The following is a 17,873-nucleotide window of genomic DNA, read 5'->3' as shown; positions in this document are numbered from 1 at the left end:
TCAGAAATTTCTGAAAGTCCAGTTAAGCCCTGCCCCAACCATGTCAAGGTGGGAATTGTCGCGCCACCGGGCGGGGGCTGCGCCGGCGGCGCAACTCTGGCACTCAGCAGGGCATGAGCACGCCCGACATCGCCCTCGCCCGCTCCGTCCTCTTCGTGCCCGGCCACCGGCCGGACCGCTTCGCCAAGGCGCTCGCCACCGGCGCCGACGCCGTCGTCATCGACCTCGAGGACGCGGTCCCGCCCGGCGAGAAGGCTTCGGCCCGCGCCGCGGTGCTGGACCGCCCCGCGCCGCCTTCAGGGGTCGCGCTGGGGGTCCGCATGAACCCGCTGCCGACGCCCGAGGGCATCGCCGACCTCGCCGCGCTGATCGGCGCCGCCGCGCCCGACTTCCTGATGCTGCCCAAGGTCGAGGCGCCGGAGGAGCTGCGCATCGTCCGCCGCGCCTTCGCCCGCGCCCCCCGCCCCCCCCATATCATCGCATTGATCGAAAGCGCGGAGGGCCTGGCGCGCGCCGGCGCCATCGCCATGGAGGAAGGCTGTGCCGCCCTCGGCTTCGGCGGCGTGGACCTCTCCGCCGATCTCGGCTGCGCGGTGGCGTGGGAGCCGCTGCTGCCGCACCGCGCCGCGCTGGTCGCGGCGGCGGCGCGCGGCGGCCGCGCCGTGCTGGACGTGCCCTTCCTCGACATCGCCGACGAGGCGGGCCTGGCGGAGGAGACGCGCCGCATCCAGGCGCTGGGCTTCACCGCGAAGCTCGCGATCCATCCGAAGCAGGTCGCTCCGATCCAGGCCGTGCTGACGCCGAGCGCAGCGCAGGTCGATTGGGCGCACCGCATCGTCGCCGCGATGGACGCCGCCGCGGGCGGTGTCTGCGTGGTGGACGGCAAGATGGTGGACCTCCCCGTCCTCCGCGCCGCCCAGCGCGTCCTGGCAAGGGCCCGCTAGACTCCCTCCCCCGCTATGCGGGGGCTTCGACGCCAAAGGCGTCGGAGGCCGGAGTTGCGGCGGGCTGCCGCCGCCTACGCAGGCTGGTCGGGGTGGGGGCGCGACCGACCTGCCAATCGCCGCGCCCCGCGCCCCTCAGCCCTTCTTCACCGCCTGCGGCAGGAACGCCCCGTTGTAGTAGGGCGTCACCCGCAGCGGCTTGCGCGCCGCATAGAGATACGCCGGGTGGTAGATCATGTGGATGATCGCCTCCTCCCCGATCGCGACATCCGCCGCCTGCGCCAGCAGCGCGTTCCGCTTCGTCTCGTCCATCTCGGTCAGCGCCTGCGCCACCAGCGCATCGGCGCGCGGGCTGGAATGGCGCGTGCGGTTCGCGGTGCCGAGCCCCCGCTCGCGGTCGAAGGTATGCACCAGCGCGCGATAGGCGTAGCTGACATTGTCCGCGCCGTACTGCGCCGCCATGATGCTGAAGGTCTGCCGCGACGCCGCCGCGAAATAGGTCGCGTTCGGCATGGTGATCACCTCGGTCCGCACGCCGATGCGGCTCCACATCTGCGCGATCGCCTGCGCCACCTTCTCGTCGTTCGGGTAGCGGTCGTTGGTGGCGTGGATGGTCGCCTGGAAGCCGTTCGGATACCCGGCTTCCGCCAGCAGCCGCCGCGCGCGGTCGGGATCGAAGGGCGTCACGCCGAGCGCGGAGGAGGTGCCCGGCGTCCCCTCCGGCAGCAGGTTGGAAGCGACGGCCGCCGTGCCGTCCATCACCCGGTCCACGATCGCCTGGCGGTTGATCGCCAGCGACAGCGCCTGGCGCACCCGCGCATCCTTCAGCGGGTTGCGCGTCAGCGGCTGGCCGTTGCTGTCGCGCAGGAAGGGGCTGGCGTCGCGGTCCATGTCCATCGCCACGTACATCACGCGCATGCCCGCGATCTGCGTGACGTTCAGCGCGGCGTCGCGCCGCAGCCGCGGCACGTCCGCCACCGGCAGCTCGTCGATCGCCTGCACGTCGCCCGCCAGCAGCGCCGCCACGCGGCTGGAATCGGTGGAGATGAACTTCAGCTGCGCCCGCTCGAAATCCGGCCGCGTGCCGAACCAGTGCGGGTTGCGCCGCATCGCCATGAACTCGCCGAAGCGGAAATCCTCGAGCGTGTAGGGGCCGGAGAAGACCTTCACCTCCTTCGCGTTGAAGTCCGCGGTCTTCAGGTCGGGCCCGAGCGACCTCGACAGCACCGCGACCTCGGTCATGTCCTCCACCATGAAGGGGTAGGGCTCGGCCGTATGGATGCGGATCGTGCGCGCATCGCGCACCTCGGTGCGCGTGATCGCACGGACGAAGATGTGGTAGGCACCGGGCGAGCCGGTGATCGTCGGCACCCGCGCGATGCTGTAGGCGACGTCCTCCGCCGTGATCGGGCTGCCATCGCTGAACTTCGCATTCGCGCGCACCCGGAAATCCCAGGCGCGCCCGTCCTCCACCGGCTGCCAGCTCTCCGCCACGCCGGGCTCCGGCTTGCCGTCCGGCGTCATGCCGACCAGGCGCGCATGCAGCGCCCGCAGCAGGTTCTGCTCGCCCGAGAGGCGGAAATGCGGATCCATCGAGGTCGGGCTGAGCTTCACGCCCGCGCGCAACGTGTCCGCATCCGCCGATTGCGCACGCGCCACCGCGGGCAGCCCGCCCGCCGCTGCGATGCCCGTCGCCGCGACGGCGCGGAGGAATTCGGATCTCTTCATGGGCTTGCCTCCCTTTGCTTGAACGAGGGCGATCATCCGCGCCGCGGCACCGGGTGGCAAGTCGAGGGGGCATGGCGTGATCTTGCCGACGGGACCAAACCGCCGCGGTGCCGAGCGCGTTGCCGCGACGACGACGCACCCCTCGCACAGGAAGGCCGAGATGCGATTCATCTCCACCCGCGCCCATGGCGCGCTGGACTACCTCACCGCGGCCCTCCTCATCCTGCTGCCCTACATCCTCGGCTTCGCCGATGGCGGCGCGGCACAATGGGTGCCGCAGGCGCTCGGCGTCGCGCTGATCCTCTACGCGCTGTTCACGGACTACGAATACGCCGCCATGCGCATCATCCCGATGCGCGTCCACCTGTTCCTGGACATCGCCTCGGGGTTGCTGCTGGCCATCTCGCCCTGGTTGTTCGGCTTCGCCGAGTGGGTGTTCTGGCCGCACCTGATCGTCGGCCTGTTCGAGATCGGCGCCGCGCTCTTCACCCGCACCGTGCCGAGCACCGTCGCGCACGGCGTCGCGGACAAGTACCACGAATTCTAGCCGAGCATGGCGAAGGCGATGCCGAGCGCCACCAGCGCCGCCAGCGCCGCCGCCAGCATCGGCCCCTTGCCGAGCCCCATGCGCCGCCCGGGATCGCCGTGCGGCGCATCCGCCATGCGCTGCATCTCGCGATCGCGCTGCAGCATCTCGGGCGAGGTGGGCGTTCCGGCGGCCTCCGCCCCCGTCCCCAGATTCGCCACGCCCGGATCGAACACCGCGACCTTGTCGCCCGCCGCGCCGGCCGTGATGTCCTGCTTGAGCTGCGCCGCCGTGGCGCCGGGGCCGCGCTGCGCAGCGGGCTGCGGCCGCGGATCGATCTCGGTCGGGTCGTCGTGGCGGGGCAGTTCGTTCCGGCGGGCCATGGCGCATCCTCCTCGCATCCGCCGAGGCAACGCGCGGCGGCTGCTTCGGCTGCCGCTCAGCCCACCCAGCCCAGCCTCCGCGAGATCGTGACCGAAGCGGCCAGCAGCGCATCCCGCGCCGCGCGCCGCCGCGGCTCCGGCGCTTCCGCCAGCCGCGCCGAGAGGTTGATCGCGGCGACGACCCTGCCCGCCGCGTCGCGCAGCGGCGCCGCGACGGAGGCGATGCCCGCCTCGAAGCTGCCGAGCTGCATCACATGCCCGCGCGCGCGATCCGCCCGGGCCTGGCGCGCCAGCACCGCGAAGCTCGGCAGCGGCAGCCGTCGCGGCGGGGCCTGCTGCGCCATATCCGCCAGCGCTGCCTCCTCAAGCCCGGCCAGCAGCACGCGCCCCATCGCGGTGGCGTGCGCCGGCAGGCGGGAGCCGACATGGACGATGCTGCGCATCCCCCGCCGCGCCGGCACGCGCAGCAGATAGACGACCTCCGTTCCCTCCAGCACGCCGAGATGCGCGGACCAGCCGGTGGCGTCGCGCAGCGCCTCGAGCTCCGGCAGCGCCACGCCGATCACGTCGCGCGCCGGCAGCACGCCATGCCCCAGCCGCAGCAGCGCCGGCCCCAGCGCATAGCGGCCGCTGGCCGGGTCGTGCAGCAGGAAGCCCAGCTCCGTCAGCGTGTAGACCACGCGGAAGATCGCCGATCGCGTGACGCCGATCGCCGCGGCGATCTCCCCCTGGGTCAGCCGCGGCGTCTCGGGCGTGAAGGCGGCGAGCACCTCCATCCCGCGCACCAGGCCGGGCACCAGGTAGCGGTCCTGCGCATCGGCCGGCGTCTTCCCGATGGGTGTTTTGCCCATGAAACGCAGCCTACGCGTCCCGGCGGCCTGACGCTATGGAAAGCCAGGACAACGCGACCCGAGGAGACGCGCCATGAACGTGATGACGAAGCCCGCGCCCAGCCCGCTCGCCGCCGCGCTGCGCGGCAACGTGGTCCGCCACACCCAGAAGAGCTTCGACTGGGACGCCTTCCCCTCCAACCGCGGCTATCCCGAGCTCGCCCGCGCGCAGATGCGCTATGTCGGCGCCGGCGGCAGCCCGAAGGTTGGCGAGCCCGGCACCCTTGCGCCCGAGCACTTCACCGTCAGCCTCATCCACAAGCCCGTCGGCAACTACGCCGCCTGCCACGCCCATGAGATCGAGGAATCCTTCCTCGTCATCGCCGGTGTGCTGACGGTCGGCTGGGAGCGCGACGGCGAGGTCTGCGAGGTGAAGCTCGGCCCGAAGGACATGATCCTGAACGCCCGCGATGTCGGCCACGGCTTCCGCAACGACGGGATCGAGCCGGTGCTGATGAGCATCAGCGTGGATGTCGGCAAGCCGCTGCCGCCGCGCTACCTCTATCACCCGAAGCTCGGCACGGATCCCGCCCTCGCCCACAGCTTCGGCGCCGCCCCCGGCAAGACCATCCCCTTCGATCCCGCGGGCGACCATCCGCTGCAGCAGCAGATGGCCCGCTGCGTCATTCGCCACGCCGAGCAGGCGCCGATCCATGAGGCCGCCGGCTTCCAGCGCCGCGTCTATGTCGGTCCCGGCGGCGTGGAGAGCGAGACCTGCCGCAAGGAGATGTACGGCATCCCCGCCGGCGCCGGCGTCCGCCCCTATGTGCGCGCCGTCGAGGACGCGCTGATGGTGCTGGAAGGCAGCCTGGTCGTCGGCTGGGAGGAGAATGGCGAGACGGTCGAGATGGAGCTCGGCCCGCGCGACCTCGTGCTGAATCCCGCCGGCCGCAGGCACTGGTTCCGCAACACCGGCATCGGCCCCTGCACCGCCTGGTGCGTGGTGGGCAACGCCGAGCCCGAGAGCGTCAGGTTCGAAGCGGCGTAACGCCCGCGGCTCCCTCCCCCGCCCAGTGCCTCCCTCCCCGCTCCGAGGCTCCCTCCCCCGCAGTGCGGGGGAGGGATGGGGTGGGGGCCCGCGCGTCGCTACCTCACGCGCGCGCCACCGACGCCCGCCTCACGCCGTTTCCCACTCCAGCGTCGCATACTGGAAGTGGTCCCCCCGCACGTCATAGATCGTCACCGACGCCCCCGCCGCGCCGCGCCCCGTGAAACGCTCGCGCGAGACCGGATCGCAGCCCGCAAAGCCCACATCCCCATCCAGCGCGAACAGGATCGCCGTGCCGTCCGGCAGCAGGATGCGATCCGCCTCCGCCCGCACCGCCATCCCGCTCGCCGCATCCACGAACCCGTCCTCGCGTGCCACGAAGGCGAAGGATTCGCCGGTGCCGAGCGCATGCAGCACCGCCGGGCAGCGCCCGCTGCGCCGCCGCTGCGCCTCCGCCGCGACGATCCGGCGCAGTTCGGACCTCACGAGGCGGCCTCCGCAGGAGGCCGAGCGCGCGAATGCGCGCCGCCGCAAGTGCGGCGTAGCCAAGCGACGCGGAGGCGACGCGCCGCCGTCTGAGGGCATGCATGCGGCAGCATGCATGCGCGCCCGTCACGCATGCCCGCGCCCGCTATTGTCCACCGCCACGATCTGCCGCCGCGTCGTGCCGTCGATGCCGCCCGCGATCGCCCATTCGGCAAACAGCTCCGGCTTGCGCGTCCATTCCTGCGCCTGCCAAGCCTCGGTGCAGTAGTCGTCGTCCGCGTAGTATTCCAGCGGCGGGCCAAGCGGGTTGTGGAAATACCAGAAATAGGCCGAGGAGATCGGATGCCGGCCCGGCCCGATCTCGGTCTTCCAGCCCTTCTTCGCCATCGCGATCCCGCCGCCGATCACCTCATGCACGTCGGTCAGCGTGAAGGCCACGTGGTTGACGCCCGGCTTGCCGGGACGGTTGAGGATGAACAGGTTGTGGTGCTCGCCGCGCCGGCGGCAGCGCAGGAAGACGCCGTGGCCCGGATACTCGTCCGACACGATGAAACCCATCGTATCCACGTAGAAGGCGCGCATCGCCGCGAAATCCGCCGCGAACAGCACGATGTGCCCCAGCTTGATCGGCTCCGCCCGCTCATGCACCGGCGAGCGGCGGTCGATCCGCGCCGGATTGCCCGGCGCATTCGCCGGCGTCGGCGTCACCTTGACGGACCGGCGGCGACTGACGCGGAACGCCAGACGCAGGCCGTTCGGATCATGCGCGCGCGGCAGACCGTCCGGCCCGGGCACCAGCGCGCCGGCGGCGCTGAGACGGTCGAGCGAATCCTTCAGCGCACCCGCATCCGGCGCACCCCAGATCACCTCGCGCAGCGTGTTGCCCGGCTCGATCGCCGGCGGCAGGTCCGGCGCATCCTTCGGCCGCAGGATCACCTCGCCGCCGTCGCGCGTCTCGTACACGGCGCGGTCGGCATCCACATGCAGTTGGTGCAGGCCCCAATCGTCGCAGAAGCGCTGCGCCTCCGCCATGTCGGCGACGCCGAACACGACCGCATCCACCCCCGAGAAGCCCATCGGAATCCTCCCCAACTCCCTCGCGTCAATCCGCCATGGCGGCCGGCTCGCCGAGCGGCGCCGCCCAGGCATCGTAGCCATAGACCCAGTCGGCATTGCCGCCTTCGCGCAGCCAGGTGTTCTGGCGCGAGCCGATCTGGATGCGCGCGGTGCGCGCCAGGCGCATGCGCTCATAGGCGGCGAAGGCGCCCGGCAGGTCGTTCGCCGCCTGCACGCAGCGCGCCAGCGCCACGCCGTCCTCCACCGCCTGGCAGGCACCCTGGGCCATGAAGGGCAGCATCGGATGCGCCGCATCGCCGAGCAAGGTGATGTGCCCGCGCGACCAGAAGGGCAGGGGGTCGCGTTCCCACAGCGCGGTCTTCAGCACCGCATCGCAGGCATCCAGCAGCGCCCGCGCTTCCGGGTGGTAGTCGGCGTAGAGGTCGCGCAGCTCCTCCACGCTGCCGGGCTGCGTCCAGCCTTCGTGCCGCCAGCTCTCCTGGCCGATGGTCGCGAAGATGAAGATGTCCTCGCCGCGGTTCAGCGGGAAGGTGACAATCTGGCTCTGCGGATTCGGACCCCACCATTTGGTGAAGCTGTCGAGGTTGGGCAGCCCCGAAAGCTTCGCCGCCGGCACCACCGCGCGGAAGGCGACGACGCCGGTGAAGCGCGGATGCTCCACGCCATGCAGCGCGGTGCGCGCGACGGAATGGATGCCGTCGGCGCCCACCAGCGCCTGCACGCGTTCCTCCCGCCCGTCGGCAAAGCGGATCGTGGCGTGGTCGGCTTCATCCGCCACCTCCACGGCGCGCCGGCCGAGCTGGATCGCATCCTCCGGCAGCGCCGATTCCAGCGCCGAGAGCAGGTCCGCGCGATGCAGCGTGAGCTGCGGCGCGCCGTATTTGCGCTCCGCCTCCTCGGCCATCGGCAGGCGCGAGGTCTCGGCGCCGCTGTCCCACATGCGGCTGATGCGGAAGCGCGGCCGCGCCGCGGTCTGCCGCAGCGCCGCGTCGAGGCCGAGCCCGTCCAGCGCGCGCACGGCATTGGGCGTGAGGTTGATGTCCGCGCCGACGCGCGAGAAGCGCGAGGCCTGCTCGAACACCGTCACCTCGCGCCCGGCCTTGCGCAGCGCAATGGCCGCGACGAGTCCGCCGATGCCGCCGCCGAGGATTGCGATGGTGCTCATGCCTTCCCGGCTTCCCTCAGTGCGACAAGCTGTCCGCGCGCCTCCTTCGCGAGATAGCGCCGCAGCCGGATCAGCCCGGCGTCGTGCTGGTAGAGCATCTCGTGCCGCTCCAGCCCGAGCCCGCAGCCATCCATCATCTCGCGGTCCTGCTCCAGCACATGCCAGTGCCGCGGCTCGAGCTTCGTGCGATACAGGAATCGCCACACGTCGCGCTGCCAGCCCTGCACCTTGCGCACGCGGAAGAAGAAGCAGGCGGAGTTCGTCTCGTCGATCGGCGTGATGACGGAGACGATGCCGAAGTTCCCGCCCGGCCCGCCCGTCTTCGGATAGGGAATCTCGAGCCGCACATACAGCGCGCCATCGTCCAGGAATTCCGACCAGTCGAAGTTCACGTCGCGCTGGCCTGCCTTCTCGAAGACGAAGCCCTTCGGCGTGTCGCGCGTGACGAAGGTCGCCTGCGTGTCGCCCTGGTACATCGTATGGGAATTGGCGTGCAGGAAGGTCCCGTGCATCGGGTCCATCAGGTTGTCGTAGATGTAGCGCCAGGAAGCGTTCCAGTCCGCATAGCAGCAGAAGCTGCCCCATTCGCCGCCGGCGAGCTGTTCCGGCGGGTTGAACGGCGCCGCTTCCTCATGCAGCGCATCGCCGAACCACACCCAGATCGCGTCGGCGCATTCCACGGTGGGAAACGTCTTCACCGCCTTGCGCCCTTCCAGCGGGCAGCCTGGCTGGCCCGGCACGGACAGCACCGTGCCGTCCGGCCCCACCTCCACGCCGTGATAGGCGCAGCGCAGCCGGTCACCCTCATTCATCCCGCGGGAGAGCGGCACGGCGCGGTGCGGGCAGCGATCCGTCTGCACATGGATCGCCCCCTGCACATCCCGCCACAGCACGATCTTCTCGCCCAGCCGCGTCAGTCCGACCGGGCGGCCCCCGGTCTCCACGAAGCGCGACGGCAGCACCGGGTACCAGCGGTTCCGCAAGCCTGTGGCGAGCGCGCCCTGCACCTCCTTGTCGGTCGGCGTCGCGAGCCCCGCGGCGGGGCGTTCCAGCACGGTGCTCATGGCCCTACCTCCCCAGCTCGCGCATCAATGCGCAGAAACTCTCCTCGGTCCAGGCGCCGCCGTCGCGCGGCCGCACGCGGGAGGCATTGAGCGCCGCGACCAGCGCCGGCAGCTCGTGATGCCCGTTGCCGAAGGCCTGCTCGATCGCGCCGGCCAGCGCCATCTCCCAATCCGTCGGCTCGCGCGTTCGGGACTGGTGGGGATCGAGATAGGGGAAGCGGTAGGTCGCCATGATCCTGCTCCCTGTTCAGATATCCAGCACGAGCCGCGCGCCCTTCGCGCGCGACACGCAGGTCATCATCACGTCGTTCGCCGCGCGCTCGGAGGCGGAGAGGATCGAATCGCGATGATCCACCTCGCCTTCCAGCACGCGGCATTCGCAGGTGCCGCAGACGCCCTGCTCGCAGGAGGACGGCCGATCAAGCCCCGCCTCGCGCAGCGCCTGCAGCACGGAGACACCGGGCGCCACCTTCAGCGTCAGCCCCGATTGCGCGCAGACCACCTCGAAGGCGTCCGCGCCCTCGCCCTCCGGCCGGCTGCGCGGCGTGAACCATTCGAAGCGGACGCTGCCCTCGGGCCAGGCGGCGGTCGCCTGCTCCACCGCATTCATCAGCCGCTCCGGCCCGCAGCAATAGACCAGCGTGTCCGCCTCCGGCGTGGCAAGCCGCGCCGCCACGTCCAGCCGCGTGCCGTCATCCGCGCAATGCGTGACGACCTCCGCGAACTCGCGCGCCTCCGCCAGGAACGGTGCGTCCGCCGCGCTGCGCGCGCAGAACAGCAGCATCGCCTGCGCGCCGGCCAGCCTGGCGGCGCGCAGCATCGGCAGGATCGGCGTGATGCCGATGCCGCCAGCGATGAACAGATATCGAGGTGCGGCAACGAACAAAAAATTGTTGCGCGGCCCCTCCGCCTCGATCAGCGCGCCCGGCCGCAGTGCCTTGTGCACGAGGCCGGAGACACGCCCGCCCGGCACCTCCCGCACCGCCACGCGCCAGGTGTCGCGCCGCGCCGGATCGCCGCACAGCGAGTATTGCCGCACCGGCGCGCCAGCCAGGTGGAGATCGATATGCGCGCCCGGCTCCCAGGCCGGCAGCGCCGAGCCATCCGCCGCAACCAGATCGAGCGAGACGACGCCCGGCGATTCCCACGTCATGCGCTTGACGCGCAGCACCCGCCGCCCGGTGACGGCCGCGCTCATCGCATGGGGGAGCGCGTCCGCCATCACACCACCACCACCGCATCGCGGTTCAGCACCGCCCGCGCCATGCTGAGCCCCGCCGTCAGCGACGTCTTCGGATTGCTGCGCGAGGGCACGCCGACCAGCCGGATGCTGAAGCGCACCGCGTCGCTCTCCACTTCCAGCTCATGCACATTGGCGGAGATGGTGGGATCCGCCACCAGCCGCACCCGCGTCGCCTCGAACCCGACGCCGGCGAGCGCAATGGTCGCGGCGACATTCGCGTTCTGCGGGAAGTCGCGCGCGGCGTCCCGCGCCGCGCCCTCGTAGAAGGTCGTCGCCTCCGTCAAGGCATCCAGCGCCACCAGCGCTTCCGCCTTCGTGCCCTTCCAGGCGCGCGGCGGCTTTCGGCCGATATAGGTCACGCGCGGCGTGCCAAGAAGCCGCGCCGCGGCCAATGCATCGATGCCGCCCACGGCCCCCGCCGGCAGCAGCATCTGCGCGCCGCCCTGCACCGCCGCGGCCTTCAGCGCCTCCAGCAGCGATGCGTCCGCCAGCGCGCCGGTGGAGGCGATCACCAGGTCGCGCCCCGCCTTCAGCACCGCCGCGCCATGCTCGCGCACCGCTCCATGCCCCGCGCATTCGCAAACCACGCCCGCGCCGCTGTGCAGGAAATCCTCGATCTCCGTATGCACGCTGGTCACGCGCGCGCAGCTGCCCTGCGCCGCGACCAGCGCCTCGCCCTTCGCGCGGTCGCGCACCAACACCGCCAGATGATCCAGCAGCCGCGGCTCATGCGCGGCGATCGCCTCCAGCATGGTCGCGGCCATGCCGCCCGCGCCGATCAGGCCCAGCTTCATCGCACCGACCCCGCTGCCCCGGCCGGCGGGCCCGCAAAATTTTCGGCGAAGGGCCCGATCGCGACCATGTCCACCTCGATCATGCGCGGCCCGGGCGCGTCCAGCGCCGCGTCCAGCGCTGCCGCGAAGTCCTCGGCGCGCGATATGCGCGCATGCGCCAGGCCGACCGCCTGGCAGACGAGGGAAAAATCGGGCGTCAGGATCGAGGCGTAGTGCTGCCGCCCGCCATACTGCGCGTCCTGGATGTTGCGGATCACGCCATAGCCGCGGTCGTTCATCAGCACGAAGACCGCGTCCGTGCCGCTCTCCACCCCCGTCGCCAGTTCGCCGAGCGAGAGTTGCGCAGCCCCGTCGCCCACCAGCACGACGGCCTTGCCCTTCGCGGCAAGCCCCGCGCCGATCCCCATCGCGATGCCCTGCCCGATGCCGCCGCCCAGCGCATGCACGCCGTATTCCGGCGCCGCCAGCCGCACAAAGCGGTTGCCGAAGGTGGAGTTGGAGATCGTCACGTCCCGCACCCAGGGCCTGCCTTCCGCGACGCGCGCCGAGATCGCCTCCGCCACCGCGCTGTAGGGCCCAATCATCCTGCGCAGCGCGGCCTCGCCCTTGGCACGTGCGGTGCCGATAGAATCGAGGAACGCGACGTCGGTCGCCAGCTTCGCCGGCAGCCGCGCCAACAGGCCCTCCAATACCAGCCGCGCATCGCCGCTGACGAAGAGTTCCACGGGATAGTTGCGCCCCGCCTGCGTCGCGTCCGCATCGGCCTGCAGCAGCGGCGGCAGGCGCATCGCGTTGTTGCGCGTCTCGTTGCCGCGCAGGCGCGAGCCCACCACCAGCATCAGGTCGGCGGCGTCGTACACCGCCTGCGCATCCGGCGTCATGTTGAAGGCGCCGAGGCTCCAGCGATGCCCTTCCGGCACCACCGCGCGCCCATTGGTGCTGGTGACCGCGCCGATGCCGCGCTCCACCAGCGCCGTCGCCGCTTCCGCCGCGCCGCGCGCCCCGCCGCCGAGCCACAGCATCGGCCGCTCCGCGCGCAGCATCCGCTCCGCCAGCTCATCGAGCAGACGCGGATCGGGCACGACGCCTTGCGGCGCGATCCGCGCCGGCGTCGCGCGCCCGCGCAACGGCACCCGCTGCACATCCACCGGAATCTCCAGCGAGACCGGCCCGCTCGGCGCGCTCAGCGCAGCCTGCGCGGCCGCCAGCAGCGCATCCACCGCCTGGTGCGGCTCCCACACGCGCACCACCTGCTTGCTGATGGCGCGGAGCATGTCCGGTTGCCGCGGCACGTCATGGATCGCGGCGCGGTCCCGGTCCATGAAGGGGCGGTCGATCTGCGTGGTGATGTGCAGCACCGGGCTGCCCGCCGTCAGCGCCTCCACCTGCGCGCCCGCCGCATTGCCCGCCGCCGTGCCGGTGGAGGTGATGCACACGCCAAGCCCGCGCGTCACGCGCGCGAAGGCATCCGCCATGTTCATCGCGCCGGCCTCGCCGCGCGCCGGCACGAAGCGGATGCGCCCCTGCCGCGCGATCGCGTCCAGTATCGGCATGTTGTGGATCGAGATCACGCCGAAGGCATGCGTCACGCCCAGATCGGCCAGCGCCCCGGCGATGAGGTCACCGACCGGCTGTTCCAGCGTCGTGTCCACGATGGCGTCCATCGAACCGTCCTAGATGTGCCGCGACACGCCGCCCGAAACCTCGAGACTGGCGCCGGTGATGTAGCTGGCCGCCGGTGAGCCGAGGAACAGGATCGCCCGCGCCGGCTCCTCCGGCTCCCCCAACCGCGCCAACGGTATTTTTTTCTCGTTCGCGAGCGCCGAGTACCACTGCTCGCGCGTCTGGGACTGGTCCGCCCGGGCGGCGAACCGGCGCTGCCACTGGCCGGAATCCACCAGCCCCAGCAGGATGGAATTCACGCGGATGCGTGGCGCGAATTCCGTCGCCAAAGACTTCATCAGGCTCTGCACGCCCGCGCGCGCCGCGCTCGTGCAGACCATGTGCGGCTCCGGCTGCAGCGCCAGCAGGGAGTTCACCGCGACGATCGCCGGCGCCGCCGCCTTGTCCAGCAGCGGCTTGAACGCACGGATCGGCAGGATCTGCGAGAAGAACTTCAGATCGAGCTCCTGCCGCCAATCCGCGTCGCTCGTATTGCCGAATGTGGAGACGCGCCCCTGCCCCGCATTGTTCACCAGCAGGTCCAGCGACCCGCCGCCCCACTCCGCGACGGCCTGCGCAAAGGCAGCGACCTGCGCCGCATCCAGCACGTCGCAGCGCATCGCCAGCAGCCGCTCCGAACCCAGAAGCGCGCTCGCCGCTTCCAGCCGCCCCGCATCGCGCCCGCAGATCGCCACGCGCGCCCCTTCCGCCAGCAGCAGCTTCGCCGTCGCCAGCCCGATGCCGGATGTGCCGCCCGTCACGACCGCCACGCGGCCCGCATAGCCCAGGTCCATCACGCCACCTTCCGCAAGGTGAAGCCGAGCCGCGCGGAGATTTCCGAAGCCGCCTCCGCCACCGCGCCGCCGATGCGCGCGCGATGCGCCTCGAAGCTCGCCGCCTGCCCGCTGACATTGATCGCCGCCACCGGCCGCCCCGTCGCGTCGCGCACGGCCGCGGCGACGGAGGCGATGCCCGGCTCGAAATGGCCGTCGCTCCAGGCGAGGCCAGCCTCCCGGTCCTGCGCCAGCCGATGCAGCAGCCCGTCCAGCGTCGTCGCGGTATGCGCCGTCGCGGCCGGCATCGGCGCGCGGGCATACAGCGCGCGCACCTCGCTTTCCGGCAGATGCGCCAGGATGATGCGGCCCATATTCGCCGCATGCGCCGGCAGCCGGGAACCGACGCGGATGTTCGACACGAAGGAGGCGTTCGGCGTGCGCCGCGCCAGATACACCACTTCCCGCCCATCCAGCACGCCGAGATGGGCGGAAAGGCCGAGCGTCTCCGCCAGGCGCTGCAACACGGGCTGCGCCGCTTCCGCCAGGTCGCCGGAGCCGAACGCATGCGCCGCGATGCCGATCAGCCCCGGCCCGATCCGCCAGCCCGCATCGCCCGCCGGCTCGATGAAGCGCTCCGCCTCCAGCGTGTGCAGCAGGCGCAACAGCGTGGTGCGGCTGATGTCGAGCTCGCGCGCCGTGCGCGACATGTTCGTCACGCGGTCGCCCTCCGCGATGCGGCGCAGCAGCCGCGTCGCGCGCTGCACTGGCGGCGAGAGATAGGCGTCCTCCGCGGCCTCACCCATGCGTGGCCTCCACCGCCGCTTCCAGCAGCGCCGCCAGCGCCTCCGGCGTTTCCTGCGGCATGGCGTGGCCGGCTTCGGGGATCAGCTGCAGCGTGCTGCCGGCGGGCAGCGCGGCGTGCAGGCTCCGCGCATTGTCCGGCGGCGTCACCACATCCTGCTCGCCGCAGGCCACCAGCACCGGGCGCGCAATCCGCGCCGCATCCGCGAGCAGGTCGCCCGCACCCAGCGCCCGCACCGCCTGCGCGTAGCCCTCCGGCTTCACCAGCGCCATCGCCCGCTGCACGCCGGCCAGCGCCTCCGGGCGGTGCACCAGCCGCGCCGCGCGCTTCGCCGCGAATTCCGTCGGCCCGAGCGCGACCAGATCGTCGATGCGCCCCTGCACATTCGCCGGCAGCGCGGCGCCGGCCGGCACGCGATAGCCCAGCGCCGGCGAGAGCAGCGCCAGCGCACCGACGCGCTCCGCCCAGCGCGCCGCGAAACGCCCGGCGAAGAGCGCGCCGAGCGAATGGCCCACCAGCGCCACGCGCTCCAGCCGCATCCCCGCGAGGATCTCCGCCAGGCGCATCGCGTAATCGTCCGGCGTCGGCGCATCCGGCGCGACGGGCGCGGAGGCGCCATAGCCCGGCGCCCACCAGGCCAGCACATTCCAATCCGCCGGCAGCGCGCCGATCAGCGGCAGCCAGGTCTCGGCATCGCTGCCGATGCCGTGCAGCAGCACGAGCGTCGGGCCGGTGCCCGGGCGATGCAGCAGCGCGGTTCCGGCGACCATCAGGCGGTTCATGTGAAGACGAATCCGTTGTTCACCGGCAGGACCTGCCCGGTCACCGCCAGCGCGCCCGGCGTCAGCAGGAAGACCACCGTCGGCGCGATGTCCTCCGGCATCATCGGGCCCGGCGCCGCGCGGCCGTTCTCGTACAGCGCGTGCCGCTCGGCCGGCACGTATTCCGTCGCCTCGTTGCGCAGGATGCCGGGCGCGACCGCCGTCACGCCGATGCCGCGCGGCCCCATCTCGCGGGCCAGGCTGCGCGTCATGGAGATCACCGCGCCCTTGCTCGCCACATAGGCCAGCAGCCGCGGCGCGCCCCACAGCGCGGTGTCGGAGGCGAGGTTCACCACCCGCCCGCTGCCGCTCTCCGCCAGCATCTTCCCGAGCGCCCGCGTCACCAGCCAGGTGCCGCGGACATTCACGGTCATCACGCGGTCCCAGGTGCCGATGTCGATCGCGTCGTATTCCGGCCCGCCGATGCCCGTGGCGATGGCGGCATTGTTCACCAGGCCGTGCAGCACGCCTTCGGTGCGCGCGATGCTGTCCGCCATCGCCGCGATGCTGCCAGGATCCGCCAGATCCACCGGGACGAAGCGCGCGCCGATCTCGGCCGCCGTCGCGCGGCCCGCTTCCTCCAGCACATCCGCGATCACCACCCGCGCACCGGCGCCGATGCAGGCTTCCGCCAGCGCGCGCCCCACGCCGCGCGCCGCGCCCGTCACCAGCACCGTGCGGCCATCCAGCATGTGGCGCATCACGCCACCGCGCGCGGGATGTAGTGCAGCACCCGTGCCTCGATCGCCGCCACAGCCCAGTACATCGCAATCCCGATCACCGTCAGCAGGATGATCGCGTTGAACACCATCGCCGTGTTCGCCGCGCCCTGCCCATAGACGATGAGGTAGCCGAGCCCGACCTGCGATCCCACCACCTCGCCCACGGTGATCCCGATCACCGCCAGCGTCGCGCCGATGCGCAGCCCCGCCATCAGCGACGGCATGGAGGAAGGGAACAGCACCTTCCAGAACACCTGCGCGCGCGACATCGAATAGGCCCGCGCCAGGTTCACCAGGTCCCGGTCGGCCACGCGCATGGATTGCAGCACGTTGACGAGGATCGGGAAGAACACGATCAGCACGGTCACAAGCAGCTTCGGCATGGCGTTGTAGCCGAACCACATGATGAACAGCGGCGCGAAGGCGACCTTCGGCGCGATCTGCAGCCCCAGCAGATAGGGCGACAGCACCTTCTCCCACAGCGGGCTCAGGCCCAGCAGATAGCCGAACACCGCGCCGAACAGCCCGCCCAGCACGAAGCCCACCACCGACCAGACGGCGGTGGAGACCACATGCTGTGCCAGATCCTCGTCCGCCCACATGCGCCCCATCTCCGCCACCAGGTCGGTGACGGTCGGGATCACGTATTTCGGCACGCCGAAGGCCGGCGGCAGGAACTGCCAGGCCAGCAGCACCACGACCGCGACGGAGAGCGTGGCCGCGGGCAGCATCAGGCTGCCGGCCCAGTCGCGCCGCGCGCCGCCGAAGGCGCGGCTGGGCTTCGGGGCGGCCGCGCTCTCCACCGCGCCGCTCATGATCCGACGAAGTCGTTGGAATAGAGCTCGGCCACCGGCACCGCGTTCCGGATGATCTCGTTGTCCATGTAGAACTTCTGGGTCGCCGCCAGGCGTTCCGGGTTGAAGCGGCCGAGCGCGGAAGGCGGCGTGGTCGGATAGACCGTGGTGGCGTAGGTGCGGATGATCCGCTCGATCCCCGCCTCCTTGCCGCGATGCTGCGGCACCTGCGCGACATAGTCGCGCGTGGCGGCGGCGGGGTCCTCCATGCAGTCGCGCACCGCCTTCAGCACCGCCGTCACGAAGCCGCGCACCACCTCCGGGCGGCGCTGCGCGGTGGTGTCGCTGGTCATGATCGCCTGCGCCAGCGCCGGGAAGATCGCGTTGATGTCGATGACATCCACCTCCACGCCGGCTTCCCGGATCGCGTCCGTCCACTCCGGCACCGCCATGATCGCGTCCACGCCGCCCGAGATCATCAGCTGCACCACGCCGGCCGCGCCCACCGCCTGGATCTGCAGGTCGGTGCGCCGCATGCCGTTCGCCGCCAGCACGCCGAGCAGCGCGTAGAAGCCGGTGTCCTGGAAGCCGATGACGCCCACCTTCTTGCCGCGCATCGAGGCCACGTCGGCGATGTTCGCCGCCTTGCGCACCGCGATGTGGAACAGGGAACGGCCGCCGAGCAGCCCGACGCCGCGCACCGGCACGCCGTTGGCGCGCACCAGCATCGAGGTCTCGCCCACGCCGCCGCCGAGCGTCGCGTTGCCCGTGCCGACCTGCGTCGCGACATTCGCGCCGCCCTGGCCGGTCTGGAAGGTCACGTTCAGCCCGTTCGCCGCGTAGTAGCCGCGCCTCATCGCAAGCTGGTGCGGCGCGAAGGCCGGCAGGAAGGGCGGCGCCGGGAACAGGTAGGTCACGGCTTCCTGCGCCGAGGCGCTGCCCAGCGCCGGCAGCGCGAGCGTGGCGCCGAGCATCATGCGGCGGCTGATCGTCATTCCCGGTTCCCCT

Annotated in this window: 20 protein-coding genes; 3 read left to right on the top strand and 17 right to left on the bottom strand. The window is 71.7% G+C overall.

The genetic code is table 11. The features are described 5' to 3' along the window. Positions 1 to 113 precede the first annotated feature (113 nt). Positions 114 to 944, top strand: coding sequence for an HpcH/HpaI aldolase/citrate lyase family protein (locus tag DFH01_RS04095; protein ID WP_109869092.1), 831 nt, complete (start codon positions 114 to 116; stop codon positions 942 to 944). Positions 945 to 1,079: 135 nt separating this feature from the next. On the opposite strand, the gene DFH01_RS04090 is transcribed toward DFH01_RS04095, so the two are convergent. Further along, entirely contained in the window at positions 1,080 to 2,672 is a 1,593-nt protein-coding gene (locus DFH01_RS04090) for an ABC transporter substrate-binding protein (RefSeq protein WP_158287611.1), read from the bottom strand. A gap of 160 nt (positions 2,673 to 2,832) precedes the next feature. On the opposite strand from DFH01_RS04090, the gene DFH01_RS04085 reads away from it, so the two are divergent. Beyond that, positions 2,833 to 3,219, top strand: coding sequence for an SPW repeat domain-containing protein (locus DFH01_RS04085; protein WP_109869090.1), 387 nt, complete (start codon positions 2,833 to 2,835; stop codon positions 3,217 to 3,219). Here the strand turns inward: DFH01_RS04085 and DFH01_RS04080 are convergent. Together DFH01_RS04080 and DFH01_RS04075 are read right to left on the bottom strand one after the other, a co-directional pair. Continuing rightward, complete coding sequence (locus tag DFH01_RS04080; protein WP_109869089.1) at positions 3,216 to 3,581, bottom strand: hypothetical protein; 366 nt, start codon at positions 3,579 to 3,581, stop codon at positions 3,216 to 3,218. The two genes, DFH01_RS04085 and DFH01_RS04080, sit on opposite strands and share 4 nt — an antisense overlap. Positions 3,582 to 3,637: 56 nt before the next feature. Continuing rightward, on the bottom strand, positions 3,638 to 4,432 hold the full coding sequence (locus DFH01_RS04075) for an IclR family transcriptional regulator (RefSeq protein WP_109869088.1): 795 nt from the start codon (positions 4,430 to 4,432) through the stop codon (positions 3,638 to 3,640). Between the two features lie 73 nt (positions 4,433 to 4,505). Between DFH01_RS04075 and DFH01_RS04070 the strand changes: the two genes are divergently transcribed. Next, positions 4,506 to 5,459 carry a cupin domain-containing protein gene (locus DFH01_RS04070; RefSeq protein ID WP_109869087.1) on the top strand — a complete coding sequence of 318 codons (954 nt, stop codon included), beginning with the start codon at positions 4,506 to 4,508 and terminating at the stop codon, positions 5,457 to 5,459. Positions 5,460 to 5,588: 129 nt separating this feature from the next. On the opposite strand, the gene DFH01_RS04065 is transcribed toward DFH01_RS04070, so the two are convergent. The 14 genes from DFH01_RS04065 to DFH01_RS04000 all read right to left on the bottom strand — a co-directional run bounded on the left by DFH01_RS04065 (position 5,589) and on the right by DFH01_RS04000 (position 17,860). Beyond that, a complete protein-coding gene (locus DFH01_RS04065) occupies positions 5,589 to 5,945 on the bottom strand; it encodes a hypothetical protein (RefSeq protein WP_109869086.1) in 357 nt (118 codons plus the stop codon). A 126-nt stretch (positions 5,946 to 6,071) separates the two neighbouring features. Continuing rightward, the gene (locus DFH01_RS04060; protein ID WP_109869085.1) at positions 6,072 to 7,022 is read right to left on the bottom strand and encodes a VOC family protein; all 951 of its coding nucleotides are present in this window, start codon (positions 7,020 to 7,022) and stop codon (positions 6,072 to 6,074) included. Between the two features lie 25 nt (positions 7,023 to 7,047). Further along, the gene (locus DFH01_RS04055; protein WP_109869084.1) at positions 7,048 to 8,187 is read right to left on the bottom strand and encodes an FAD-dependent monooxygenase; all 1,140 of its coding nucleotides are present in this window, start codon (positions 8,185 to 8,187) and stop codon (positions 7,048 to 7,050) included. Then, positions 8,184 to 9,251: an aromatic ring-hydroxylating dioxygenase subunit alpha gene (locus tag DFH01_RS04050; protein ID WP_109869083.1), complete on the bottom strand. Its 1,068-nt coding sequence runs from the start codon at positions 9,249 to 9,251 to the stop codon at positions 8,184 to 8,186. The genes DFH01_RS04055 and DFH01_RS04050 overlap by 4 nt, the downstream gene beginning before the upstream one ends. 4 nt (positions 9,252 to 9,255) lie before the next feature. Then, on the bottom strand, positions 9,256 to 9,483 hold the full coding sequence (locus DFH01_RS04045; RefSeq protein WP_109869082.1) for a recombinase-like helix-turn-helix domain-containing protein: 228 nt from the start codon (positions 9,481 to 9,483) through the stop codon (positions 9,256 to 9,258). A 15-nt stretch (positions 9,484 to 9,498) separates the two neighbouring features. Then, a complete protein-coding gene (locus DFH01_RS04040; RefSeq protein WP_233255950.1) occupies positions 9,499 to 10,473 on the bottom strand; it encodes a PDR/VanB family oxidoreductase in 975 nt (324 codons plus the stop codon). Then, complete coding sequence (locus tag DFH01_RS04035) at positions 10,473 to 11,288, bottom strand: aspartate dehydrogenase (protein WP_109869081.1); 816 nt, start codon at positions 11,286 to 11,288, stop codon at positions 10,473 to 10,475. Before DFH01_RS04035 ends, DFH01_RS04040 begins: the two co-directional genes overlap by 1 nt. Then, positions 11,285 to 12,952, bottom strand: coding sequence for a thiamine pyrophosphate-binding protein (locus DFH01_RS04030; protein WP_109869080.1), 1,668 nt, complete (start codon positions 12,950 to 12,952; stop codon positions 11,285 to 11,287). Before DFH01_RS04030 ends, DFH01_RS04035 begins: the two co-directional genes overlap by 4 nt. 9 nt (positions 12,953 to 12,961) lie before the next feature. Beyond that, entirely contained in the window at positions 12,962 to 13,744 is a 783-nt protein-coding gene (locus tag DFH01_RS04025; RefSeq protein ID WP_109869079.1) for an SDR family oxidoreductase, read from the bottom strand. Further along, a complete protein-coding gene (locus DFH01_RS04020) occupies positions 13,744 to 14,529 on the bottom strand; it encodes an IclR family transcriptional regulator (protein ID WP_109869078.1) in 786 nt (261 codons plus the stop codon). Before DFH01_RS04020 ends, DFH01_RS04025 begins: the two co-directional genes overlap by 1 nt. Next, complete coding sequence (locus DFH01_RS04015; protein WP_109869077.1) at positions 14,522 to 15,310, bottom strand: alpha/beta fold hydrolase; 789 nt, start codon at positions 15,308 to 15,310, stop codon at positions 14,522 to 14,524. Before DFH01_RS04015 ends, DFH01_RS04020 begins: the two co-directional genes overlap by 8 nt. Next, positions 15,307 to 16,050 carry an SDR family oxidoreductase gene (locus DFH01_RS04010; RefSeq protein ID WP_109869076.1) on the bottom strand — a complete coding sequence of 248 codons (744 nt, stop codon included), beginning with the start codon at positions 16,048 to 16,050 and terminating at the stop codon, positions 15,307 to 15,309. The genes DFH01_RS04015 and DFH01_RS04010 overlap by 4 nt, the downstream gene beginning before the upstream one ends. Beyond that, entirely contained in the window at positions 16,050 to 16,886 is an 837-nt protein-coding gene (locus DFH01_RS04005; protein ID WP_109869075.1) for an ABC transporter permease, read from the bottom strand. The genes DFH01_RS04010 and DFH01_RS04005 overlap by 1 nt, the downstream gene beginning before the upstream one ends. Continuing rightward, positions 16,883 to 17,860, bottom strand: coding sequence for an ABC transporter substrate-binding protein (locus DFH01_RS04000; protein WP_109869074.1), 978 nt, complete (start codon positions 17,858 to 17,860; stop codon positions 16,883 to 16,885). The genes DFH01_RS04005 and DFH01_RS04000 overlap by 4 nt, the downstream gene beginning before the upstream one ends. Between the last annotated feature and the right edge of the window lie 13 nt (positions 17,861 to 17,873).

Origin of the sequence: Falsiroseomonas bella (assembly GCF_003173615.1) — a bacterium.
In the GTDB taxonomy this organism is placed as follows: Bacteria; Pseudomonadota; Alphaproteobacteria; order Acetobacterales; family Acetobacteraceae; genus Falsiroseomonas; species Falsiroseomonas bella.
This window is presented reverse-complemented; position numbering and strand designations above follow the sequence as displayed.